Origin of the sequence: Janthinobacterium sp. UMAB-56 (assembly GCF_900095265.1) — a bacterium.
Taxonomy (GTDB): Bacteria; Pseudomonadota; Gammaproteobacteria; order Burkholderiales; family Burkholderiaceae_D; genus Janthinobacterium.
In genome coordinates, this window is the sequence record NZ_LT607651.1 from 480,449 (window position 1) to 501,394 (window position 20,946).

The 20,946-nt window shown below is 62.5% G+C and carries 25 protein-coding genes; 10 read left to right on the forward strand and 15 right to left on the reverse strand.

Annotation, left to right across the window (positions count from 1 at the left end):
- Positions 1-149: 149 nt before the first annotated feature.
- The 5 genes from K0F85_RS02230 to K0F85_RS02250 all read left to right on the forward strand — a co-directional run bounded on the left by K0F85_RS02230 (position 150) and on the right by K0F85_RS02250 (position 2,902).
- On the forward strand, positions 150-719 hold the full coding sequence (locus K0F85_RS02230) for an RNA polymerase sigma factor (RefSeq protein WP_034779551.1): 570 nt from the start codon (positions 150-152) through the stop codon (positions 717-719).
- A complete protein-coding gene (locus K0F85_RS02235; RefSeq protein WP_219114349.1) occupies positions 716-1,120 on the forward strand; it encodes a DUF3619 family protein in 405 nt (134 codons plus the stop codon). Before K0F85_RS02230 ends, K0F85_RS02235 begins: the two co-directional genes overlap by 4 nt.
- Positions 1,121-1,122: 2 nt before the next feature.
- On the forward strand, positions 1,123-1,887 hold the full coding sequence (locus tag K0F85_RS02240) for a DUF3106 domain-containing protein (RefSeq protein WP_219114350.1): 765 nt from the start codon (positions 1,123-1,125) through the stop codon (positions 1,885-1,887).
- Complete coding sequence (locus K0F85_RS02245; protein WP_219114351.1) at positions 1,877-2,410, forward strand: RDD family protein; 534 nt, start codon at positions 1,877-1,879, stop codon at positions 2,408-2,410. The genes K0F85_RS02240 and K0F85_RS02245 overlap by 11 nt, the downstream gene beginning before the upstream one ends.
- 63 nt (positions 2,411-2,473) lie before the next feature.
- Positions 2,474-2,902: a group III truncated hemoglobin gene (locus K0F85_RS02250; RefSeq protein WP_219114352.1), complete on the forward strand. Its 429-nt coding sequence runs from the start codon at positions 2,474-2,476 to the stop codon at positions 2,900-2,902.
- On the opposite strand, the gene K0F85_RS02255 is transcribed toward K0F85_RS02250, so the two are convergent.
- The 15 genes from K0F85_RS02255 to K0F85_RS02325 all read right to left on the reverse strand — a co-directional run bounded on the left by K0F85_RS02255 (position 2,899) and on the right by K0F85_RS02325 (position 14,431).
- A complete protein-coding gene (locus K0F85_RS02255; RefSeq protein WP_219114353.1) occupies positions 2,899-3,657 on the reverse strand; it encodes an rRNA pseudouridine synthase in 759 nt (252 codons plus the stop codon). The two genes, K0F85_RS02250 and K0F85_RS02255, sit on opposite strands and share 4 nt — an antisense overlap.
- 80 nt (positions 3,658-3,737) lie before the next feature.
- On the reverse strand, positions 3,738-4,655 hold the full coding sequence (locus tag K0F85_RS02260; RefSeq protein WP_219114354.1) for an SAM-dependent methyltransferase: 918 nt from the start codon (positions 4,653-4,655) through the stop codon (positions 3,738-3,740).
- A complete protein-coding gene (iscX, locus tag K0F85_RS02265) occupies positions 4,642-4,836 on the reverse strand; it encodes a Fe-S cluster assembly protein IscX (RefSeq protein ID WP_219114355.1) in 195 nt (64 codons plus the stop codon). Before iscX ends, K0F85_RS02260 begins: the two co-directional genes overlap by 14 nt.
- A gap of 1 nt (position 4,837) precedes the next feature.
- Positions 4,838-5,179: an ISC system 2Fe-2S type ferredoxin gene (gene fdx, locus K0F85_RS02270; protein ID WP_034750070.1), complete on the reverse strand. Its 342-nt coding sequence runs from the start codon at positions 5,177-5,179 to the stop codon at positions 4,838-4,840.
- Between the two features lie 71 nt (positions 5,180-5,250).
- Complete coding sequence (gene hscA / locus K0F85_RS02275; protein WP_219114356.1) at positions 5,251-7,131, reverse strand: Fe-S protein assembly chaperone HscA; 1,881 nt, start codon at positions 7,129-7,131, stop codon at positions 5,251-5,253.
- A gap of 124 nt (positions 7,132-7,255) precedes the next feature.
- Positions 7,256-7,771, reverse strand: a complete 516-nt coding sequence (hscB, locus tag K0F85_RS02280) for a Fe-S protein assembly co-chaperone HscB (RefSeq protein ID WP_219114357.1) — start codon at positions 7,769-7,771, stop codon at positions 7,256-7,258.
- A 66-nt stretch (positions 7,772-7,837) separates the two neighbouring features.
- Positions 7,838-8,158, reverse strand: a complete 321-nt coding sequence (iscA, locus tag K0F85_RS02285) for an iron-sulfur cluster assembly protein IscA (RefSeq protein ID WP_010399774.1) — start codon at positions 8,156-8,158, stop codon at positions 7,838-7,840.
- Positions 8,159-8,209: 51 nt separating this feature from the next.
- The gene (iscU, locus tag K0F85_RS02290; protein WP_102122353.1) at positions 8,210-8,599 is read right to left on the reverse strand and encodes a Fe-S cluster assembly scaffold IscU; all 390 of its coding nucleotides are present in this window, start codon (positions 8,597-8,599) and stop codon (positions 8,210-8,212) included.
- Between the two features lie 54 nt (positions 8,600-8,653).
- Positions 8,654-9,910, reverse strand: coding sequence for an IscS subfamily cysteine desulfurase (locus K0F85_RS02295; protein WP_219114358.1), 1,257 nt, complete (start codon positions 9,908-9,910; stop codon positions 8,654-8,656).
- A gap of 40 nt (positions 9,911-9,950) precedes the next feature.
- Complete coding sequence (gene iscR / locus K0F85_RS02300; protein ID WP_219114359.1) at positions 9,951-10,427, reverse strand: Fe-S cluster assembly transcriptional regulator IscR; 477 nt, start codon at positions 10,425-10,427, stop codon at positions 9,951-9,953.
- A 214-nt stretch (positions 10,428-10,641) separates the two neighbouring features.
- Positions 10,642-11,193 (reverse strand): NADAR family protein, encoded by a 552-nt coding sequence (locus K0F85_RS02305; protein WP_219114360.1) that lies wholly within the window; start codon positions 11,191-11,193, stop codon positions 10,642-10,644.
- Positions 11,194-11,231: 38 nt separating this feature from the next.
- Positions 11,232-12,011: a uracil-DNA glycosylase gene (locus K0F85_RS02310; protein WP_219114361.1), complete on the reverse strand. Its 780-nt coding sequence runs from the start codon at positions 12,009-12,011 to the stop codon at positions 11,232-11,234.
- Between the two features lie 130 nt (positions 12,012-12,141).
- Entirely contained in the window at positions 12,142-12,792 is a 651-nt protein-coding gene (gene maiA, locus K0F85_RS02315; RefSeq protein ID WP_219114362.1) for a maleylacetoacetate isomerase, read from the reverse strand.
- Positions 12,793-12,806: 14 nt separating this feature from the next.
- Positions 12,807-13,835 (reverse strand): fumarylacetoacetate hydrolase family protein, encoded by a 1,029-nt coding sequence (locus K0F85_RS02320; protein WP_219114363.1) that lies wholly within the window; start codon positions 13,833-13,835, stop codon positions 12,807-12,809.
- A gap of 62 nt (positions 13,836-13,897) precedes the next feature.
- Positions 13,898-14,431, reverse strand: coding sequence for a VOC family protein (locus tag K0F85_RS02325; RefSeq protein WP_219114364.1), 534 nt, complete (start codon positions 14,429-14,431; stop codon positions 13,898-13,900).
- Between the two features lie 127 nt (positions 14,432-14,558).
- Here K0F85_RS02325 and K0F85_RS02330 point away from each other — a divergent pair, with 127 nt between their 5' ends.
- The 5 genes from K0F85_RS02330 to K0F85_RS02350 all read left to right on the forward strand — a co-directional run bounded on the left by K0F85_RS02330 (position 14,559) and on the right by K0F85_RS02350 (position 20,722).
- Entirely contained in the window at positions 14,559-15,524 is a 966-nt protein-coding gene (locus K0F85_RS02330; protein WP_219114365.1) for a LysR family transcriptional regulator, read from the forward strand.
- 61 nt (positions 15,525-15,585) lie between these two features.
- The gene (locus K0F85_RS02335) at positions 15,586-16,170 is read left to right on the forward strand and encodes a gamma-glutamylcyclotransferase (RefSeq protein WP_219114498.1); all 585 of its coding nucleotides are present in this window, start codon (positions 15,586-15,588) and stop codon (positions 16,168-16,170) included.
- A gap of 244 nt (positions 16,171-16,414) precedes the next feature.
- Positions 16,415-18,817 carry a sigma-54 dependent transcriptional regulator gene (locus K0F85_RS02340; RefSeq protein ID WP_257572463.1) on the forward strand — a complete coding sequence of 801 codons (2,403 nt, stop codon included), beginning with the start codon at positions 16,415-16,417 and terminating at the stop codon, positions 18,815-18,817.
- Positions 18,792-20,012 carry a DUF917 domain-containing protein gene (locus K0F85_RS02345; protein ID WP_219114366.1) on the forward strand — a complete coding sequence of 407 codons (1,221 nt, stop codon included), beginning with the start codon at positions 18,792-18,794 and terminating at the stop codon, positions 20,010-20,012. Before K0F85_RS02340 ends, K0F85_RS02345 begins: the two co-directional genes overlap by 26 nt.
- Positions 20,009-20,722 carry an aspartate/glutamate racemase family protein gene (locus K0F85_RS02350; RefSeq protein WP_219114367.1) on the forward strand — a complete coding sequence of 238 codons (714 nt, stop codon included), beginning with the start codon at positions 20,009-20,011 and terminating at the stop codon, positions 20,720-20,722. The genes K0F85_RS02345 and K0F85_RS02350 overlap by 4 nt, the downstream gene beginning before the upstream one ends.
- Positions 20,723-20,946: the final 224 nt, after the last annotated feature.

Below are 20,946 nucleotides of genomic sequence, written 5' to 3' on the forward strand. Positions count from 1 at the left end.
ATGTCGACCGCGCTGCCTTTTTGCTCACCCGCCATGCAAAAATCATGCGGAAACGCACATTTTTTGCTAGCATGCGCTCAGTTTACGAAAAGCAGTCCCGCCTCCCTTCCGTCCACAGCACACGCAGCCGTTAGCTCGCCCCATACCGCATGGCAACAGACAAAGAATTATCCGACTTTCTAGAAAATGTCGAGCGGCGCGCTTTCAAGCAGGCCGCCTACGCGGTCCGCAAGGAAGAATCGGCACTCGACATCGTGCAGGACGCCATGATCAAGCTGGCCGAAAAATACGGCGACAAGCCGGCTGCGGAACTGCCGATGTTGTTCCAGCGCATCTTGCAAAACACCATACTCGACTATTTCCGCCGCGAAAAAGTACGCAACACCTGGGTCAGCCTCTTCTCCGGCATGAAACCCTCGGGCGACGAGCATGAGGATTTTGATATACTTGACACCTATGAATCGGAACAGGGTTCCAGCGCCGCCGAATCCTCGGCCGACCAGGTCGAACGCGCGCAAATCCTTGATTTGATTGATGCAGAGGTACAAAAACTGCCGTCACGTCAACGCGAAGCCTTCCTCATGCGTTACTGGCAGGACATGGATGTGGCTGAAACAGCGGAAGCGATGGGTTGCTCCGAAGGTAGCGTGAAAACACATTGCTCTAGAGCTACCCACACGCTCGCCGAATCGCTGAAAGCCAAGGGAATTAAATTATGAACACCGACGATCTCAATTTCGCTTACAAAGTGCGCCATGCACTGAACGAAAAACTCGACGACCTGCCCGCATCGGCCACCGATCGCCTGGCAGCGGCACGCAAGCTGGCCCTGTCGCGCAAGAAGGCGGACGCCCCTGCCGCCGTCGCCGTGCGCAAGGACGTCTTCGCCGGCATCGCCAGCCACCTGTTGGTCGAGCCGCTGTCGTGGCTGGGCCGCATGAGCGTGATCATCCCATTGCTGCTGCTGGTCGGCGGCCTGGTGGGCATCTACCAGTTTGAGCAGGAACAACATATTGCCGAACTGGCAGAAATCGACGCTGCCGTCCTGTCGGACGAATTGCCGCTCTCCGCGTATATGGACCATGGCTTCAACGCCTACCTGACGAAACGCGAGCAATAAGCATGGCACGCCTGAGCGCACGCAAAGGCTGGCTGGCCGCCGGCATCGGCCTGGGCGCCTGCGCCCTGGCTGGGGCCGCCTGGCTAGGCGAGCAGCAAGCTGCCACGCCCACCGCCCCTCCCGTCGCGGCAGCACCCGTTGCAGCGCCCGTGGTGGCGGCGCCCCCGGCCGCCAAGTCCGGTTCGCCCCGCACGGCCGGCAAGGGTGGCACGCCGCCCAAAGCCAGCGACAACCCGTCATGGAACAAGCTGTCGCGCGTGCAGCAGGAAGCCCTGCAGCCGCTGGCCAGCGAATGGAACAAGCTGGAAGCCTTGCGCAAGCAGAAATGGCTCGATATCGCCAACCGCTTTGCCTCCATGTCAGCCGATGAGCAAACCCGCGTGCATGAACGCATGCGCGAGTGGGTCAAGCTGACGCCGGAACAACGCCGCCTGGTGCGCGAAAACTATACGCGCACGAAGAAGATTGATCCTGGCCGAAAAACCGCGCAATGGGAGCAGTACCAGCAATTGCCGGAAGATCAAAAGAAAAAGCTGGCGACCGAACTCGTGCAGAAAAAACCGCTGGGCAAGGTGCCAGCGATCAATTCGACGACGAGCAAACCGGCCGCGGTCCTGGCGCCCGCCACGCCGCCAGCGCCTGTCCTGCCGCTCGCTCCTGCAGCCGCAGCGGCTGCCGTGCCGGTAGCTGACCCTGCCGCAGCCCCCGCCGCCGTGCCCGTCACGCCACCCGCCACGCCTGCCCCACTACCGAACTATGCCAAATAGCACGTCTGCCGCCAGCATCAGCCATCCCACGATCAAGCGCCGCCTGATTTCCATGGTGTACGAATCACTGCTGGCCCTGGCCGTGCTGTTTTTACCCTTCCTCCTGTTTGAACTGGCCGTGCAGGGCGCGCATACGCCACTGACGGAACACATGCGCCAATGCCTGGCCTTCCTCATCATGGGTGCCTATTTCATCCATCAATGGAGCCGCGAAGGGCAAACCCTGGCCATGAGGACGTGGCGTTTGCAACTGGTGCTGCCGGGCCACGCCCACGTGCCGCTGCGCGTGGCAGCCTGCCGCTACCTGCTGTCATGGATGTGGCTGCTGCCGGCATTGCTGGTGTCCTATGTATTCGACTTGCAGCACTGGACAGCCCTGGGCGCCATCGGCATCGGCATCCTGGCCTGGTCGGCCACGGCCCTGTTCACGGGCAATGGACAATTCCTGCACGACAAGCTGGCAGGCACGCAGATCGTGCAATTGCCAGCCCCAGCGAAGAAGTCGAAGAAAGTCGCCGCCTGACTTTTTACGCGGCTTGACCTGCGTCATTGAAGCGCCACGGGGGCTCTGCGATCATGGCATGCCATGAAGAATACCGCCCCCCTCCCCCACACACACATCGCCGCCTGCCGCGAGGAAGTCTGCAGCGAAGACGACGTCAGGCATCTCGTCCACACCTTTTATGCGGCCGCACGCGACGACGCCATGCTGGGTCCCATCTTTGCCGCCGAGGTCAAGGATTGGGATGCCCATCTGGCAACACTGGTCGATTTCTGGTCGGGCTTGCTGCGCGGCACCATGCGCTACCACGGCAAGCCGCTGGCCCAGCACGCGCAGATGGAACACCTGACGCCCTGCATGTTCCGCCGCTGGCTGACCCTGTTCTTCGCTACCACCGAAAGCATGGGCAATGCGGCCCTGCAGGAAAAGGCCGATACCATCGCCTTGAATATTGCCGAACGGCTATGGAAAAGCTTTGCGGAAAGCCACGCCATCGTCGCGCCGCAGCTTTAGAAGCGCTCGTACCCTTGAAGGTAACGCCATTGCCCCACGGGCATGGCACCCATCGGGATGCGGCCGATGCGCAAGCGCTTCATGGCGACGACGTCCAGTCCCACCATCTTGCACATGTGGGCGATCTGGCCCGGCTGCACGTTTTTCAGGGCGAAGCGCAAGCGCGTCTCGTTCTGCCAGCTGACCTTGATCGGCGGCAAAGGCTTGCCATTGAAGGGCAAACCGTGATTCAGCAGCGCCAGGCCGTTCTCCATGATCGCGCCCGACACTTCCACGATGAATTCCTGCTCCACCGTTTTCGCTTCGTCGACCAGCTTGCGGGCGACGCGGAAATCCTGCGTAAACACCAGCAAGCCGGAAGCCATGGTGTCGAGCGGATTGGTGATGGTCAGGCCGATCAAATGGCGCTTGAGGAAGCGCGTGATGGAACTGGGCGCCACGTTCTCGGGCGTGAAAATCTCTTCAGGCTGCAGACAGCTCAGGGCCGGCTTGCCTTCGCTGCCCACGCCGCCGTTGATGCCGGCCGGCTTGTGCAGCAAGATCGTCACCGGCGGCATTTCTTCCAGGGTGGCGTTCGGCAGCAGCACCACTGCTTGATTGTCGGCCACGCGCGCGCCCGATTCCTCCACCAGCACGCCATCGACCGTGACCCAGCCGCCCTCAATATACAGCTCGGCCTCGCGGCGCGAACAGGGCACGTCTTCGGACAGGCGCTTGGCCAGGCGGACGGTGGGCATTTCGTGTGGTGTGGTCATGGGAGGCGCAAAAAGCAAGAGGAGGAGAAAGCCGGTATTGTAACCGACCCGCTCCTCCCCTCGTGTGCGACAACGTATGCTTACGCGCTGGCCTTGGCCAGCTCTTCGGCAAAGAAACGCTGGCCCATCTCTTCCAGGCCCAGGGTTTGCAACACTTCCTGCAGGCGCTCGGTCGGACGCTGGCGCGGCAAGTTTTTATAACTGGCGATGATCAGTTCATTCTTCATCGAATGCTCCCAGCCCACCAGCTCGGTCACGCTGACCTGGTAGCCATGCGCTTCCAGTTGCAGACAGCGCAGCACGTTGGTGATTTGGCTGCCGAACTCGCGCGTGTGCAGCGGGTGGCGCCACAATTCCGTCAAGACATTCGTGCCCAGGCTCTTGCCCTTGTTCTTCTTCAAGACGGAAGCGACTTCGGCCTGGCAACACGGCACCAGCACCATGAATTTCGCCTTTTTCTTCAAGGCGAAATGGATGGCGTCATCGGTGGCCGTATTGCACGCATGCAAGGCGGTGACGATGTCGATCTGCTGCGGCAGCAAGTTTGACTGCGTCGATTCGGCCACCGACAGCGGTAAAAACGACATACCGGGGAACTTGAACTTCTTGGCCAGTTCTTGCGAGCGCTGCACCAGCTCTTCGCGCGTCTCGATACCGTAGATGTGCGAACCGTCGTTGCCGTTCTTGAAGAACAGGTCGTACAGGATGAACCCCAGATACGACTTGCCGGCGCCATGGTCGACCAGCGACACGCCGGGGTGGTCAAGCTGCACTTCGCGCAGCAGCGGCTCGATGAACTGCGTCAGGTGATATACCTGTTTCAGCTTGCGGCGGCTGTCCTGGTTCATCTTGCCGTCGCGCGTCAGGATGTGCAATTCCTGCAGCAAGGCGACCGACTGGCCATCCTTGATCTCGGGCATGTTGCTGGCGGCCGTGATGACGTCTTTCGGCGCAGCGACTGCGGTGGCGGCGGCTGCCGCGCCCTTAGCGCGCTTCATCGATCCACGCCATCTGTATCGCTTCGAGCACTTTTTCGCCGCCGCGCATGTGGTCATCGTCGAAGCCGTCCAGTGCCACCACCCAGTTATGCAGGTCGGTGAAACGCACGGTCAGGGGATCGATGTCCGGATGCGTGTCGAACAAAGCTTCGGCAATCGCGTTGATATCGGACCATTTCATGTTAGTGACTGCCTTCGCTGACCTGGTTGATCGTGTATTTAGGAATTTCGACGACAAGGTCGGCCTCAGCCACGATGGACTGGCACGACAGGCGCGACACGGCTTCCAGGCCCCAGGCCTTGTCCAGCATGTCTTCTTCCAGTTCCGTCGCTTCATTCAGCGATTCGATGCCTTCACGCACCAGCACGTGGCAAGTGGTGCAAGCGCACGATTTTTCGCAGGCGTGCTCGATATCGATGTCGTTTTCCAGCAGGATGTCGCAGATGGACTTGCCGGCAGGGGCTTCGATGACGGCGCCGTCCGGGCAAAGCTTGGCGTGCGGCAGAATGACGATTTGGGGCATATTACCTCTACAATTTCAATGATTCGGAGCGCTGCCGCAGCAATGGCACACGGCGCGCATTTCAGTTATCTTTAAACGACCTGGTCGAGCGATTTGCCCTTCAGGGCAGTGCGCACGCTGCGGTCCATGCGGCGCGAGGCAAAATCCTCGGTGCCGTCGGCGAGCAGCTCGATCGCCAGCTTCAATGCCTGGTGGTCGATGGCGCCGCTTTGCGATTGCGCGATGGCCTCGCGCACCTTGTTCATCAAGCCATCTACCAGCACGCGTTCCGCGTCATCGAGCAAGCCGCCGTCTTCATCGAGGGCCGACTGCGTGGCCAGCAGGATGCGTTCCGCTTCCACCTGCTCTTCGCGCAGCGCGCGCGCCACCATGTCGACGTCGGCCGAGGTGTACGACTCTTGCAGCATGCGCGCGATATCGTCATCGCCCAGGCCGTAGGCCGGTTTGACGCTGATCGACGCTTCCACGCCCGAGCGCAGCTCGCGCGCCGAGACGGACAGCAAGCCATCCGCATCGACCTGATACGTGATGCGGATGCGCGCGGCGCCCGCCACCATCGGCGGAATGCCGCGCAGTTCAAAGCGCGCCAGCGAACGGCAGTCGCTCACCAGTTCGCGCTCGCCCTGCAGCACGTGCACGGCCAGCGCCGTCTGGCCATCCTTGAAGGTCGTGAATTCCTGCGCACGCGCGCACGGTATCGTCGAATTGCGCGGGATGATCTTTTCCACCAGGCCGCCCATGGTCTCGATGCCCAGGGACAGCGGGATCACGTCCAGCAGCAGCCAGTCGTCGCCGGCGGCGCGGTTGCCGGCCAGCAAGTTTGCCTGGATGGCCGCGCCCAGCGCCACCACCTTGTCGGGATCGATATTGGCGTGCGGCGTCGTGTGGAAGAATTCGCTGACGGCGCGCTGCACGTGCGGCATGCGCGTGGCGCCGCCCACCATCACTACGCCGTCGACGTCGTCCGCATCCACGTTCGCGTCGCGCAAGGCTTTCTTGATGGCGTTCATGGTCTTGGCCACCAGGTGCTGCGTCATGGCGGCAAATTCCGCCGCCGTGATGCGCAGGTGGATCTCTTCGCCGGAGTTCAGGGCCGCATCGATCATCGTTTCCGACTTGGTCGACAGCGTTTCCTTGATCTCGCGCGCTTTCACCATCAGTATGGCCGTGTCTTCGTCCGACAGGGGCGCCAGCTTGGCGTGTTCGCTGATCCAGCAGAACAGGCGGCGGTCGAAATCGTCGCCGCCCAGGGCCGAGTCGCCGCCCGTGGACAGCACTTCAAATACGCCCTTGCTCAGTTTCAGGATCGAAATGTCGAAGGTGCCGCCACCGAGGTCATACACGGCGTACACGCCTTCGGAGGCGTTGTCGAGGCCATACGCGATGGCGGCGGCGGTCGGCTCGCTCAAGAGGCGCAGCACATTGATGCCGGCCAGTTGTGCCGCATCCTTCGTGGCCTGGCGCTGTGCGTCGTCAAAGTAGGCGGGCACGGTGATCACGGCGCCCACCAGGTCGTCGCCCAGCGAATCTTCCGCGCGCTGGCGCAGGGTGGCGAGGATTTGCGCCGACACTTCGACGGGGCTTTTCACGCCGGCCACGGTTTTCAGCTGCACCATGCCAGGCGTATCCTGGAAGTCGTAGGGCAGGTTTTCCGCATAGGCGATGTCGGCCAGGCCGCGCCCCATGAAGCGCTTCACGGAAACGATGGTGTTCTTCGGATCAGTGGTTTGCGCGGACAGGGCCTTGTAGCCGATGTTCGCATGGCCGTTCGGCAGGTAGCGTACGACGGAGGGCAGCAAGGAGCGCCCGTCCTCGTCGTTGAGCACCTCGGGGATGCTGTTGCGCACGGTGGCGACCAGCGAATTGGTGGTGCCCAGATCGATGCCGACGGCCAGGCGGTGCTGGTGCGGCGCGGTCGACATGCCTGGTTCGGAAATTTGCAGAAGTGCCATTGTATTCGTGCCTCGATTAATTTTTAGCGTAATGCTGCTGGTGCCTGTCGCTGCTGATGCCTGTCGCGCATTATAAGACGCGCGCCAGACCGGCGCTTGGCACGCGGGTCAGGCGATAGCCCGGTCAGGCTTCCATGGCTTCGTATGCAAAACGCACTTCCTCGCCGAATTTGTCGAGGAACATCAGGGCGCGCACGCTTTGCGCGGCATTGACATAATCGCCCGCGTCGAGCTGGGCGGCCACCTGGGCCAGCAAGGCCTTGCGTTCGCCGCGCAACTGGCGGTCCAGGGCGTCGAGCGCGTCGGCATCCTTGCCTGCGCGCGCGTCGCCCAGTTCTTCGCGCCATTCCATCTGCTGCATCAGGAAGCTGACGGGCATGGCCGTGTTCGACTCCGTCTGCAGATCGACGCCATTGAGCTCGCACAGGTATTGCGCGCGCTTTTGCGGGCTTTTCAGGGTCTGGTAGGCTTCATTGGCGCGCGTGGCCCATTGCATCGCCACGCGCTTTTCAGCGCTGCTGGCGTTGATGAAACGGTCCGGATGGACCTTGCCCTGCACGTCGCGGTAGGCCGCGTCGAGCGCGCTCATGTCGAGCCCGAACTGTGCCGGCAACTGGAATAATTCGAAGTGGTTTTGCATAATGGTCAGTGGTCGCTGTACCGCAATCGATGGGTACAGCGCACCGACCGGGGTCTTGCCAGCTGTTTAAATCCTGAAGGACTCGCCGCAGCCGCAGGCGTCTTTTTCGTTCGGATTGTGGAACTTGAAGCCTTCGTTCAAGCCTTCGCGCGCGAAATCGAGTTCCGTGCCATCGATGTAAGGCAGGCTTTTCGGGTCGACGAAAACTTTCACGCCGTGCGACTCAAAAACGCTGTCTTCGGCCGCCACTTCATCGACATATTCGAGCTTGTAGGCCAGGCCCGAGCAACCCGTGGTGCGTACGCCAAAGCGCAAGCCCATGCCCTTGCCGCGCCGTTCGATATAACGGTTGATGTGTTTCGCCGCTTTTTCGGTCAGTGTGATCATGTATTTCTCCGCTCCTGCCCCAGGCCTTGCGGCACGGGGCAGAATGCAAACTTAGGCAGCAGCCGGATGACGGGTTTTATAATCAAGGACGGCAGCCTTGATCGCGTCTTCCGCCAGGATGGAGCAGTGGATTTTCACTGGCGGCAGGGCCAGTTCTTCGGCGATCTGCGTGTTCTTGATGGCCAGTGCCTGGTCCAGCGTTTTACCTTTAACCCATTCGGTCACCAGCGAGCTCGAAGCGATGGCCGAACCGCAGCCGTAGGTCTTGAACTTCGCATCTTCGATCAGGCCATCGGCGCCAACCTTGATCTGCAGTTTCATCACGTCGCCGCAGGCGGGCGCGCCCACCATGCCGGTGCCGATGGTTTCATCACCCTTGTCGAAAGCGCCCACGTTGCGCGGGTTTTCGTAGTGATCGAGTACTTTGTCCGAGTAAGCCATTTTGATGCTCCTTTAATATTCTTGCCGGCCCCATTGGCAGAGGCCAGGTGTTGGTTAGTGGGCAGCCCATTGGATGGAATTGATGTCAATACCATCTTTAAACATATCCCACAGCGGCGACAGTTCGCGCAGCTTGTGTACTTTCGATTTCAGCAGGTTCACGGCGAAGTCGATGTCTTCTTCGGTCGAGAAACGGCCGATGGTGAAGCGGATCGAGCTGTGCGCCAGTTCGTCGCTGCGGCCCAGGGCGCGCAACACATACGATGGCTCCAGGCTGGCCGAGGTGCAGGCCGAACCGGACGACACGGCGATATCCTTGATTGCCATGATCAGCGACTCGCCTTCGACGTAGTTGAAGCTGACGTTCAGGTTGTGCGGCACGCGGTGGTCCATGTCGCCGTTGATGTAGACTTCTTCGATCTCTTGCAAGCCCTTGGCCAGGCGGTCGCGCAAAGCCTTGATGCGGCCGATTTCGCTGTCCATTTCTTCCTTGGCAATGCGGAAGCTTTCGCCCATGCCGACGATCTGGTGCGTAGGCAGGGTGCCCGAGCGCAGGCCGCGCTCATGGCCGCCACCGTGCATCTGCGCTTCCAGGCGCACGCGCGGCTTGCGGCAGACGTACAGGGCGCCCACGCCTTTCGGGCCGTAGGTCTTGTGCGCCGTGAAGGTCATCAGATCGACCTTGGTCTTTTGCAGGTCGATGACGACCTTGCCCGTCGCTTGCGCAGCGTCGCAATGGAAGATGATGCCTTTCGAGCGGCAGAAGGCGCCAATCTCGTCGATCGGCTGGATCACGCCGATTTCGTTGTTCACCAGCATCACCGACACGAGGATGGTGTCCGGGCGCACGGCTGCGGCCAGTTGCTCGACAGTGATCAGGCCGTTGTCCTGCGGTTCCAGATACGTCGCTTCGAAGCCGACGCGTTCCAGTTCGCGCACCGTGTCGAGCACCGATTTATGCTCGGTCTTGACGGTGATGATGTGCTTGCCCTTGGTCTTGTAGAACTGCGCCGCGCCCTTGATGGCCAGGTTGTTGCTTTCCGTCGCGCCGGAAGTCCAGATGATTTCGCGCGGATCGGCGTTCACCAGAGCGGCCACGTAGCCGCGTGCCTCTTCCACGGCTTTTTCCGCCGTCCAGCCGTACATGTGGCTGCGCGATGCCGGATTGCCGAACTGCTCGCGCAGGTAAGGAATCATCTTGTCGGCGACGCGTGGATCGATCGGCGTGGTGGCCGAGTAATCCATGTAGATCGGGAAATGCGGTGCGGTTTCAAAGTGCACTTGGCCTACGTTTTTTTCTGGGGCGTTCATCAATAACTCCTGCAATCAGCAACTGGGTATTTTGTAATGTTCAACCGAGGGCGGCGTGGTTACGGTGCATCACCATCACGCTTTGCTCGGCCATCTTTTGTCTCTGCTGGTCGACCAGGTCCTGCAAGGACACAGAATCCAGATAATCGACCATTTTTTCGTTGAGTGTGGACCACAATTCATGCGTCATGCAGCGCGCGCCCGTGGCCGCGTCGGCGCCGTGGCAATGCTCCTTGCCGCCGCACTGCGTGGCATCGAGCGGTTCGTCGACGGCGATGATGATGTCGGCCACCGTCACCTTGTCGGCACGGCGCGCCAGACTGTAGCCGCCGCCTGGGCCACGAATCGATTCAACGATCTCATGCCGGCGCAACTTGCCGAACAACTGTTCCAGGTAGGACAGGGAAATCGACTGGCGCTGACTGATGCCGGACAAGGTGACCGGCCCCTTGCCCTGGCGCAGGGCAAGATCGATCATCGCTGTCACGGCAAAACGGCCTTTTGTAGTCAGACGCATACATCCTCGGCTCAACTGTTCAATAACTGGTTTAAAATATTGCGGTTTTTCAACTTCTCAAACCCTGAGTAGTTGAATGATTTAGTCAAGTATAACAAATTCGGCGGGGTTTGTCAGAGCGCCCCGCGATGACCACAAGGCTGGCAGGGGCATGGCCGGCCGCGCCAGGCGCGGCGGTATCAGGAATGCAACAGGCGGAAAATCGCAGGCGTTCTCAGCCCCGTAAGGCCGTCCGCACTTTCATCAGTTCAAATCCCAGCAGGTTCAAGCCGTCCCAGCGCGCCGGATCGCCGATGCGCGGATTGTCCGACGCCAGGCCCACGCCCCAGATGCGGTCGACGGGACTGGCTTCGACGATGACGCGCTCGCCCGTGCCCAGCAAAAACTTGCGCAACGCCGCCTTTTGCGAGAACTTGGCAAAATTGCCGTCGAAGACGATGCCGGCACGCGCCGCTTCCCAGACCCTGGCGTCGAAGTTCGCCACTTCACGTCCGAGTTTTTTCACTTCCGACGGGCGCTCGGCCGCCACGATGCGCGCCTGCACGCCCGTGTCGCCAAACAGGGCTGCCTTTTGCGCCATCATGTAATGTTCGGCGGTCGCGTAGGTCACGCCAGCAAGGCTGAACGGTGATGGAAACCACTGGCTGAAGCAGCTTTTGTCAGGCACCTGAGGCTGCGCCGGCGTGTGGCCCCAGAAATACAGATAATCGGGCACGCCGCCCGCTGCGATCCACGCCTTCAATTCTTCCACGTTACTGATTTGCATATTCCCCGCACTTCCGCCAGACAGGCGATGATTCAAGCTCAAGCACGCAATAGTTGCATCGGGCCAAACAAGGCCTGCATGTCACGATTGCCGATAAAGGACAGATTATACGGATGTTCCGCCGTCACCTGCGGCAAGAATGCCGCCACCGGCAGGCGCTTGATGAGCTCGGCAATCTTGCCCCACAGCACCAGTTGCGGCAAGGCGCCCCCGCCCTGCTGCGCCAGCGCTTCCAGCACCACCTGCAGGAAAGGCAGCCAGCCGCGCGCATCCTGCACGGGCGGCACGTGGGAACGGAACACCAGCGCCGCGTTGAGCAGCAAGAAACCCTGCGCCGTCATCTTGCCTTGCAAGTCGGGCAAGGTCTGGATCACGCCGCTACCCGGCATTTGCGCGGCCGCCGCCACGGGCGCCATGGCCACGCCCGAGGTGTCGCCGCCCTGCAACTGACCATCGGCCACCAGCAGCATCTTCATGAAGTTGCGCAAGGAGGTGGCGCGGTTGACGGGCTTCGACAGGCCCGTCGCCGACCATAAGCTGCCGACTGCGCCATCCATGAAGCATACGCCCGTGGCGCTCTCGGCGCGCGGATACGGTCCCTCGCCCACCAGCAAGTAACGCACCTGCGCCAGCGGCAGGGCAAAGGCGGCAAACAGCCGGCCCTGCGTCGGCAGGTAATCATCGGCGGCCAGCGCCGGCAGGTAGGCGGGATCGGCCGCCATCACGGCCTGCAAGCCGCGCAGCAATATGGGATGCCAGGAAGCATGCGCCAGGGACAGGGCATCGGTGATGCTGGCAGGAACGGTTGTTACGGTCATGTGGCCTGAAGTAGTTGGGCAAACGCAAATTGTAGCCTACCTGCAAGCTCGCATTGGCTGCCCAAAATCAAGCACGCATAAAAAACCGCCTGTTGCCAGACGGGTTATCCTGCCTTCCGCCGCATGCAGGCTATTCGGCGTCAGGCTGTTGCGACGGATGCGCGGCGGCAAACGCCGGCAAGCCGGCGCAATGCGCGTGGATGCGCGTCACGCGCGGATAGGGCGCCAGGTCGATGGCGAAGCGCTGCGCATTGAATACCTGCGGCACCAGGCAGCAATCGGCCAGCGTCGGGCTGTCGCCATGGCAGTACAGGCGCGTAGCAGCAGGGTCACCCTGCGCCAGCAGCGCCTCCACGGCCGCCAGTCCCTCGGCCATCCAGTGGCGGTACCACTCCTGCTTGGCCTCGTCCGACAGCCCCAGTGTGTTTTTCAGGTACTTCAAGACGCGCAAATTCGTCAGAGGATGCGCGTCGCAGGCGATCGCCAGCGCGCACGCGCGCACGCGGGCACGCCCCAGCGCGTCCGGCGGAAGCAGCGGCACGCCAGGGCGCGTCTCGTCCAGGTATTCGAGCATCGCCAGCGACTGCGTCAGGATGGCGCCGTCGTCATCGAGCGCCGGCACCAGCGCCGACGGATTTACGGCGCGATAGGCGGGCAGCAGCTGCTGTCCGCCGTCCTGCAGCAAATGCACGGGGATGCTGTCGTAAGCGATGCCCTTCAAATTGAGGGCAATGCGCACGCGGTAGGCGGCCGAACTGCGAAAATAGGTGTACAGCTTCATGGAGCGGCCTCCCCTCAGGCGCGTGTTGCGCCAGCGTACAGGGCCACGGTCTGTTCGATGCTGCCGAAGATGCTGGCACCCGCCGCGTCGCGCATCTCGATGCGCACCGTGTCGCCGAACTTCAGGTACGCCGTCTTCGGCGCGCCGTGTTCGATGGTTTCGTACATGCGCACTTCGGCCAGGCAGCAGTAACCCACGCCGCCGTTCTCGATGCTCGAGCCAAACAGATTGCCCTGCTTGTTCGACACGGTACCGGAGCCGACGATGCTGCCGGCGGCCAGTTCGCGCGTCCTGGCAGCATGGGCGACGAGTTGCGCAAAGTTGAAGGTCATGTCTTCGCCCGCATTCGGCTTGCCGAAGGGCTGGTCGTTCAGGTCCACCAGCAGCGGCAGATGCAGCTTGCTGTCGGCCCAGTGACCTTCAAGTTCATCGGGCGTGACGGCGACGGGCGAAAACGCGCTGGCCGCCTTCGACTGGAAGAAACCGAAGCCCTTGGCCAGCTCGCCCGGAATCAGGTTGCGCAGCGAGACATCATTGACCAGCATGAGCAGGCGAATCGCTTTTGCCGCGTCCTCCGCGCTGGCGCCCATGGCCACGTCGCCCGTAATCACCGCCACTTCCGCTTCCAGGTCGATGCCCCACTCTTCCGACAAGGCAAAGATGGGGTCGCGCGGACCGATAAAGCTGTCGGAACCGCCCTGGTACATCAGCGGGTCCGTGTAGAACGAGGCCGGCACTTCTGCGTTGCGCGCCTTGCGCACCAGCTCGACGTGGTTGATGTAGGCGGAACCGTCGGCCCACTGGTAGGCGCGCGGCAGCGGCGAGTGGCACAATGCCGCATCAAACGGCTGCGCGTCCGGCGCCTGGCCCGCATTCAGGTCGGCGTAGGCCTGTTCCAGCTTTGGCGCGACGGCGTCCCAGTTGTCGAGCGCCGCCTGCAGGGTGGGGGCGATGGCGGCCACGCGCTGGTACTGGCGCAAGTCACGGCTGACGAGGATCAGGGCGCCGTCGCGGCTGCCGTTCTTCAGGGTTGCGAATTTCATGGTCTTCCTTGTGTGGCGTAATGTTCAGATGGTGTCAGTCTGTCGTATTCAATCTGCGGCGCTCACGCGTCGGCCGGCGCGTGCATCCAGGCAGCGTGCTTCGGTGCGCGGCGCGTCTGCGACCATTCTTCCAGCATTTCCCATTTGACGGCGTCCAGTTTGGCCATCATTTCGGGCGTGCCCACATTGGCCGCCAGTTCCAGCCGGTGACCGTTCGGATCGAAGAAATAAATCGACTGGAAGATGGCGTGGTTGACGGGCCCCAGCACCTCGATGCCGGCGGCCACCAGGCGCTCCTTGGCGGCCAGCAGTTCTTCCATGCTGCCCACTTCCAGCGCCAGGTGCTGCACCCAGGCCGGGGTATTGCGGTCGCGGTCCATCGGCGGCTGCGTCGGCAGTTCAAAAAAGGCCAGCACATTGCCCTGGCCTGCGTCGAGGAAGACGTGCATATACGGGTCCGGCGCCTTGGTCGACGGCACCAGGTCTTCGGCGATGGCGAGGACGAAATTCATGTTCAAATGCTGGACGTACCACTCGACGGTTTTCTTCGCGTCGATGCAGCGGTAGGCGACGTGGTGGATTTGCTTGATCTTCATGGTGCTTGTCTCCAATGGATGGCGCCCGGGGCGCGATGGCTGGCCTGTTTTTCAGCTTTTCACCATTAGAATCGAGTTACAGCTATCATACAAACAATTTTTAACCATTGATTTATCGGATTATCTTATGAGTCCAAGCCTGCGGCAGATGCGCGCCTTCGTGGCACTGGCCAAGACCGGCAGTTTTACCCTGGCCGCCGAATACCTGCACGTGACACAGTCGGCCTTGAGCGGCTTGATCAAGGAACTGGAAAGCGTGCTGGGCGTGCGCGTGGTCGAGCGCAGCACGCGCAAGACGCAGCTGTCGGAAATCGGCCGCGAACTGTATCCGCTGTTTGAAAAAATGATCGAGGATCTCGATGGCGCCATGGCCGGCATCGCCCAGCGCAAGGCGCTGAAAACGGGCATGGTGCGCATCGCCGCGCCGCAGATGATGGCCTGCACCCTGCTGCCGGAAGTGATCGCCGCCTACCGCCAGGCGCATCCTGACGTGCAACTGCGCCTGGTCGACTGCCCCGTGGAGAATGTATCGGCACGCGTCTTCAGCGGCGAAGTCGATTTCGGCATCGGTCCCGAACGCGACCCGACGGCGGAAATCGCCGCGCAAGCGCTGTTCGAAATGCCCTTCGTGCTGGTCTTCCCCGAACAGCATCCGCTACAGCAAAAGGAAAGGGTCACCTGGGCCGACGTGGGCGACTATCCCTTTATCTCGCTGCAGGGGCAGTTCACGGAACGCCTGCTGCGCGACATGCACGGCGCGTTTCGCGAGCTGTCGCTCAACCCCTATAACGAAGTGACGTTCATGACGACGGCGCTAGCCATGGTCAGCGCCAACCTGGGCATCACGGTCTGCCTGCCGTATGCGGAACCGATGGTCAAGCTGTACCAGTTACAGATGCGCGCCCTGCATGAGCCGGAACTGACGCGGCGCTTCTTCGTCTACACGAAGACGGGGCGTTCACTGTCGCCGGCAGCAGAAAGCTTCATGGCATTCCTGTTCCAGTTCGTCGAAACGCACGAGTGGAACGTCGGTGGAAACAAGGGCGCACGCGACACCCTGCCGGTGGGCAGCACGGCTGGCAGCGCTCTATAATGGCGTATCGCCCCTTGCCGCTAACGCCATGACCAAGCCTGACCAGAACGACCTGTCTGCCATCGACGCCGCCACCATCGCCCTCAACCGGCGCATGAACAAATTCGACGGCCATGCACAGGTCTGGCTGTTCGGCTACGGCTCGCTGATCTACAAGGCGGACTTCCCCTATCTTGAACGGCGCCCCGCCAGCATCGCAGGCTGGACGCGGCGCTTCTGGCAAGGCTCGCACGACCACCGGGGCACGCCCATGGCGCCGGGCCGGGTCGCCACCATCGTGCCGCAGGCGGGCGCCGTGTGCGACGGCATGGCCTATCTGATCACGCCCGAAGTCTTCGCCCACCTCGATCACCGCGAAAAAAATGGCTATTTGCGCCTGGCCACCGACATCACTTTCGAGGACGGTGGCAAAGTCGAAGGCCTGGTGTACATCGCCAACGAAGAAAACGCCGCCTTCCTCGGCGCCGCCCCGGAGCTCGACATCGCGCGCCAGATCGCCCGTTCAAACGGCCCCAGCGGCCCGAACAGCGAGTACCTGCTGCACCTGGCCAGCGCCCTGCGCGAACTGGGCAAGAGCGACCCGCATGTCTTTGCGATCGAGCAACATCTGGCCCAATTGAAAGATACCCCGCCTGCAGCGCAGTGAGCTACGGCGAGCGAGCGCCTGCCTCAACCATGCACCCGGCTGCGGGCCGCAGGCTTGCAATATGCAAGCGATAAATATCTCTTTAGTGTGACAATTGGCGACTATCGCCGTTTCAGAAGCGACCATAATCTGAACGCGCGATTCCTGTATGCATAAGTGAAGCAAGGGTACGCGTCAGCAGGCAGCGGGGCAGAAAACTGACGGCCCTGCACGATCGGAGCGAACTCATCGGAGCGAGACGACCATGTCCGACAGGACTATGCCGCAACAGTATGGCAGGCAGCCGCATGACGTACTTCCCGGGGCGACCGCCATTGCCCCGGTGCATGCCCTCATACATTGCGGTAGCGTAGCGAGCGGGCTGAACATCATAGGCAGCTCCGCGGTTTTCCAGCGCCTGCTGCGCATGGTCGAAGCGGTGGCACCGACCCGCTGCACGGTGCTCATCAACGGCCCCACCGGTTCCGGCAAGGAAATTATCGCCCAGCTCGTGCACCGACGCAGCGGCGACCCCGCTGCGCCGTTTGTCGATCTCAATTGCGGCGCCCTGCCGGAACACTTGATCGATGCGGAACTCTTCGGCCATACCAAAGGGGCGTTTACGGGAGCGCTCAACAGCCGCGACGGCTTTTTCGCCCAGGCGGGGCAAGGCACGCTGTTTCTCGATGAAATAGGCGAACTGCCGTTGACGGTACAGAGCAAGCTGCTGCGCGTGCTCGAATCGCGCCGTTTCCGGCCGCTGGGCGGCGGCGACACCCAGCCGTTCAACGGGCGCATCGTGGCCGCCACCCACTGCGACCTGGCAGCGATGGTGCAAGCGGGCCGTTTCCGCGCAGACCTGTACTACCGGCTGGCGGTGTTGAAACTCGACGTACCGGGCCTGGACCAGCGCCGCAGCGACGTCGCCGCACTCGCCGCACACTTTGCCAGCCTGCAGAAGCGGCCCATCCGTTTCACCGCCACCGCCATGGAGCGGCTGTGCCGGCATCCCTGGCCAGGGCATATCCGCGAACTGCGCAATCTGATTGAGCGGCTGTCGATACTGGCCGAATCCCCGCTGATCGATGCACACAGCCTGGAAGCCTTCCTGTCGGCGGGGCAGCCCGAGGTCGCCGACCACACGCTGCTGGCAGAAGCCCTGATGCAGCTGGAAGGCGATGACAAGCTGGCTGCTGCGGAACAATTGTTGATCGAGTATGCGATGCGCATTGCCGATGGCAACAAGACGATCGCCGCCCGCCACCTGGGCGTCAACCGCAAGGTCATCGAACGCCGGCGGCATGGCGACGAAGAGCGCAGTAATTTCGCCCGCGTCTGCCTGCTAGAGGGGCGCGCACTGATCGAGGCGGCGCGCTTCAAGGAAGCCATCGAAGTGTTGCGGCGCGGCCTCACACTGCTGGCGGCCGACGCGCACCCCTGCACCGCGCGCCGGCTGAGCTGCGACCTTCACCGCTGGCTGGCCATCTCGCACCGTGGCATCAGCGGATGGCAAAGTGCCGAAGCGCTCGCCTGCTATCAACAGGCATTGCAAGAGGCAGCGGCACTCGGCGACGAGGTAGAAATCACCGCCCTGCGCTTCGGCATCTGGACCACGCAGCTGATGGCGCTGGACCTGGTGGCGGCCCGGGCAACGGCGCAGGACATGCTGCAGCGGGCGCAGGCGATAGGCGACACGGACTTGCTGTCCCAGGCCCACCTGGCCCTGGCCAACACGCTGTTCTGGCTCGGCGATTACCGCGAGACCCTGGCCTGCCTGGCGCGCGGACACCTGCTGTGCGGCGCGGCCTCGGCCGAAACCGGGGGACAGGGCCTGGATATCGCCGCGCTGTCCGCCACCTTCGAAGGCCTGTCCTGCTTCCAGAGCGGCGCCTTCCGGCGCGCGCGCCTGGTGATGGAGCAACTGGGCTTGCGCGGCGCCGCCGACAACCCGCACCCATTCCATCGCGCCATCGCGCTGCAGGGCGCCGCTTGGCTGGCCTGCATGTTCGAAGACTGGGCCAGACTGGCAGACCTGGCAGCTGAGCTGCAGACCGTCGCCAGCGAATATGGCTATCAATTCTACCTGGGGGTGGGCCAGATATTCCATGCCTGCGCCTTGGCGCCGGGCAACGCCCATGCGCAGACCGAACAGCGCATCGCCGACGGCTATCAGCACTACATGCTGTGCGAAGGTGGCATGCTCTTCCATTCATTCCAGGCCTGGAAACGTGGCGAAATGCTGCTGTCGGCAGGCCAGCCTTTGCAAGCCCGGCAGTTGCTGCACGGCGCCATCGAACTGGCGCTGGAACATGGCGAACGGGCCTATCTGGTCGAACTGCTCGACATGCACGCCCGCACATGGATCGCGGTGGACGACCTGGACAACGCGGAACGCGAGCTGGGCAGTGCGCTGTCGACGGCCAAGGCGCTGGGCGCGGCGGCCGGCAGCCTGCTGGTAGCGACCCGCCTGGCGCTGCTGCTGCAGCAGCGCGGACGCTGGCCCGAAGCGCTACAGCACCTCACGCGCGCCTTGCGCAGCGTGGAGCCTGACACGGCTTTCCCCCGGTTTGCCCAGGCGCTGCAGTTGCAGGCCAGTCTGGCGCAGGCCATTTCCATGCCATGCCAACCTGAGGACCCGCAACATGAGCTATCTGCTGAACCACGATGACCTTGAATCGCTACTGCTGGGAGCTTGCTTCTTCGGCAGCGGTGGCGGCGGCACGCTCACGTCCGCGCGCAGCCTGCTGGCCCAGTTCCACGCCGGCGATTATTATCCAGATGCCCAGGTACGCGTGGTCAGCGTCGACGAAGCCACGCATGGCGATACGGTCATGGTCGCTTACCTCGGTTCGCCCGTGGCGATCAATGGCGCCCACTATCCGCAGGGGCCTGTCGATGCCGTGATCGCGGTCAGGGAACGCCTGGCGCTGGAAAAACGCACGCTGTCCTACCTGGCACCGCCAGAGAGCGGAGCGCTGGGGTTTCTCGTCGCCTGCCTGGTCGCCGCCCACCTGGGGCTGGCCGTGATCGACGCCGACGGCGCCGGCCGCGCCGTTCCCTCGCTGCCCCAACTGACGTATGCGGCCGCGCAGATCAGTCCGCGCCCGGCCTTCCTCGTCAGCCAAGCGGGACTGCGCGTCGAACTCGACGTCCAGCCCAGCCAGGGCCAGAACGGCGCCCATTCCCATCAGCAGGACGTGGCAACGATCATCGACCAGATGATGCGCCCCATCGTCTCCCAGGCCGATTTCAAGCAATTCGGCGGACTGGCCATGTGGATCATGGCGCCAGCGCAACTGGAGCGGGCACTGCCTGTGCGCGGCACCCTGGGACGTGCGCTGCGCCTAGGCCGCGAACTGCAGGCTGGCCGCCTGCGCAGCGCTGACGAACTGGTCAGTTATCTGGCGCGACAATTCGACATGCGCGCCTTGCCGCTGTTTGCGCAGGGCACATTCGTCGCAGCCGAAGTCGAATCGCGCAATGGCTTCGACCTGGGAAAAATCACTATCCGCGCAGGCGACCGGCTATGCACGGTCCTGTACCAGAACGAATCGCTGCTGGCATGGGACAGCAGCCGAAGCAGCCCCATCTGCATGGCGCCCGACGGCATCAGTTACTTTGTCGAAGGCGATGGCCAGGCCGTGTATTCGAATGGCGACTTGCTGCTGCCTGATGGCACGCTCAACCCCGCTCTCCTGCAACGCAAGGTGACGCTGCTGGGCCTGGACGCCAATCCGGTCCTGCGTGAACGGGGCGGCCTGATACTGGACAGCTTCATGCAACTGATCAACACCATCGGCTACCTGGGACCCTATGTGCCGCTCGCCGGCAACGCCAGCGCAGCGACAGGGAGCGCCGTATGAAGTCGCTGCGCATCTGCATCGTGGCGCCAGTGGCTACCGCCGCCTACAACCAGCGTCTGCTCGACGCCGTCCAGCCCGTGATGCCGCCCGATGTCGAGGTGTCCGTGCGCAATATTTCGACCGGGAACGACTGCATCGAATACCGCGTCGACTGGCTGCAAAACGGCTATCCGGTGGTACAACTGGCCAGGGACATCGAACGCGAAGGCTATGACGGCATCTGGCTCAGCGACTTCGACATGTGCGGCGTGGAGGCGGCGCGCGAAGTGATCGACATCCCCATCCTTGGAGGCTTCCCGCCCGCCGCCTTTACCGCGCTGGCACTCAGCCAGCGACTGTCGATCATGACAATACTGCCAAGCACGCTCGCCATGCAGCAGGGCCACATGCAGGCCTATGGATTGCAGGACAGCTTCGCCTCCATCCGCTCCATCGACTGTCCGGTCGGCGACCTCGGCAACCTGGACAAGGTGATCGAGCAAACCTTCCAGGCTGCCATGCTGGCGATACAGAAAGACGGTGCCCAGTCCATCTTGCTCGGCTGCACAGGCTTTGTTGGCGTCGCCGCGCGCGTCACCGCGCTGCTGGAAGACGCGCTGCATACCTATGTGCCGGTGATCGATCCGAACCAGGCAGGCTTCAGCTTCCTTGTTTCCCTCGCCCGCATGCGCCTGCGACCCAGCCGCGCCTGCTACAGCAAGCATAGCTGATTCACCGCTCGCGCCCGCGACCATGCCAAGCCGTGGCGCGGGCGCTCCATCCCGCCCTTTCCTGCCTGCCGTTTTCGTCCATCCCGGCCAAAGATGGTGGACGATATCAGCCAACATTGTTGCGTCACGTAAACGTGAATCAGCCCCATCCCTTAGAAATCAAACACTTGGCGTTCTGGCACAGCCTTTGCTAAAGATCATGCTATCGGTGCCCGAGCAGCAGG

Coding starts and splice junctions, on each gene's coding strand:
- iscX (WP_219114355.1), bottom strand. CDS start 4,836: ATGAAATGGTCCGATATCAACGCGATTGCCGAAGCTTTGTTCGACACG.
- hscB (WP_219114357.1), bottom strand. CDS start 7,771: ATGCAAAACCACTTCGAATTATTCCAGTTGCCGGCACAGTTCGGGCTC.
- K0F85_RS02260 (WP_219114354.1), bottom strand. CDS start 4,655: ATGAAGCGCGCTAAGGGCGCGGCAGCCGCCGCCACCGCAGTCGCTGCG.
- K0F85_RS02240 (WP_219114350.1), top strand. CDS start 1,123: ATGGCACGCCTGAGCGCACGCAAAGGCTGGCTGGCCGCCGGCATCGGC.
- K0F85_RS02325 (WP_219114364.1), bottom strand. CDS start 14,431: ATGAAGATCAAGCAAATCCACCACGTCGCCTACCGCTGCATCGACGCG.
- hscA (WP_219114356.1), bottom strand. CDS start 7,131: ATGGCACTTCTGCAAATTTCCGAACCAGGCATGTCGACCGCGCCGCAC.
- iscR (WP_219114359.1), bottom strand. CDS start 10,427: ATGCGTCTGACTACAAAAGGCCGTTTTGCCGTGACAGCGATGATCGAT.
- K0F85_RS02255 (WP_219114353.1), bottom strand. CDS start 3,657: ATGACCACACCACACGAAATGCCCACCGTCCGCCTGGCCAAGCGCCTG.
- K0F85_RS02345 (WP_219114366.1), top strand. CDS start 18,792: ATGAGCTATCTGCTGAACCACGATGACCTTGAATCGCTACTGCTGGGA.
- maiA (WP_219114362.1), bottom strand. CDS start 12,792: ATGAAGCTGTACACCTATTTTCGCAGTTCGGCCGCCTACCGCGTGCGC.
- K0F85_RS02310 (WP_219114361.1), bottom strand. CDS start 12,011: ATGACCGTAACAACCGTTCCTGCCAGCATCACCGATGCCCTGTCCCTG.
- iscA (WP_010399774.1), bottom strand. CDS start 8,158: ATGATCACACTGACCGAAAAAGCGGCGAAACACATCAACCGTTATATC.
- K0F85_RS02350 (WP_219114367.1), top strand. CDS start 20,009: ATGAAGTCGCTGCGCATCTGCATCGTGGCGCCAGTGGCTACCGCCGCC.
- K0F85_RS02305 (WP_219114360.1), bottom strand. CDS start 11,193: ATGCAAATCAGTAACGTGGAAGAATTGAAGGCGTGGATCGCAGCGGGC.
- K0F85_RS02235 (WP_219114349.1), top strand. CDS start 716: ATGAACACCGACGATCTCAATTTCGCTTACAAAGTGCGCCATGCACTG.
- K0F85_RS02330 (WP_219114365.1), top strand. CDS start 14,559: ATGAGTCCAAGCCTGCGGCAGATGCGCGCCTTCGTGGCACTGGCCAAG.
- iscU (WP_102122353.1), bottom strand. CDS start 8,599: ATGGCTTACTCGGACAAAGTACTCGATCACTACGAAAACCCGCGCAAC.
- K0F85_RS02230 (WP_034779551.1), top strand. CDS start 150: ATGGCAACAGACAAAGAATTATCCGACTTTCTAGAAAATGTCGAGCGG.
- K0F85_RS02295 (WP_219114358.1), bottom strand. CDS start 9,910: ATGAACGCCCCAGAAAAAAACGTAGGCCAAGTGCACTTTGAAACCGCA.
- K0F85_RS02245 (WP_219114351.1), top strand. CDS start 1,877: ATGCCAAATAGCACGTCTGCCGCCAGCATCAGCCATCCCACGATCAAG.
- K0F85_RS02340 (WP_257572463.1), top strand. CDS start 16,415: ATGTCCGACAGGACTATGCCGCAACAGTATGGCAGGCAGCCGCATGAC.
- K0F85_RS02250 (WP_219114352.1), top strand. CDS start 2,474: ATGAAGAATACCGCCCCCCTCCCCCACACACACATCGCCGCCTGCCGC.
- K0F85_RS02320 (WP_219114363.1), bottom strand. CDS start 13,835: ATGAAATTCGCAACCCTGAAGAACGGCAGCCGCGACGGCGCCCTGATC.
- fdx (WP_034750070.1), bottom strand. CDS start 5,179: ATGCCCCAAATCGTCATTCTGCCGCACGCCAAGCTTTGCCCGGACGGC.